Annotated in this window: 1 pseudogene; it reads left to right on the plus strand. The window is 70.5% G+C overall.

The features are described 5' to 3' along the window. Positions 1-312: pseudogene (locus KVT32_RS29505) on the plus strand (TonB-dependent receptor); the annotation flags it as partial.

A 312-nucleotide genomic window follows, 5' to 3' on the forward strand; every position in this document is an offset into this window, starting at 1 on the left:
CAGACGTCGCGCTGGAACGGCATGCTCAACGAGGTCGTGGCCGGCATCGACCTGATGCGCTGGGAGCGCGCCACCAGCACCGGTTCGGACGCGAGCCAGGATTCGAAGGCCTTCTACCTGCGCGACGAGATGCGCTTCCCGGGCGCGGCCAATGCACGCCTGGCGCTGGGCGCGCGCCACGAGCGCTTCGAGAAGGACGAAGCCAACGCCGACCTGTTCGTGCCGAACGGCGCGCAGTCGCAGAACGGCTGGAGCGTCGAGGGCAGCATCGACCCGGTCGCGGGCGTCACCGTGCACGCCAAGGCGGGGCAG

Source organism: Achromobacter sp. GbtcB20 (genome assembly GCF_019091095.1).
GTDB lineage: Bacteria > Pseudomonadota > Gammaproteobacteria > Burkholderiales > Burkholderiaceae_B > Achromobacter > Achromobacter mucicolens.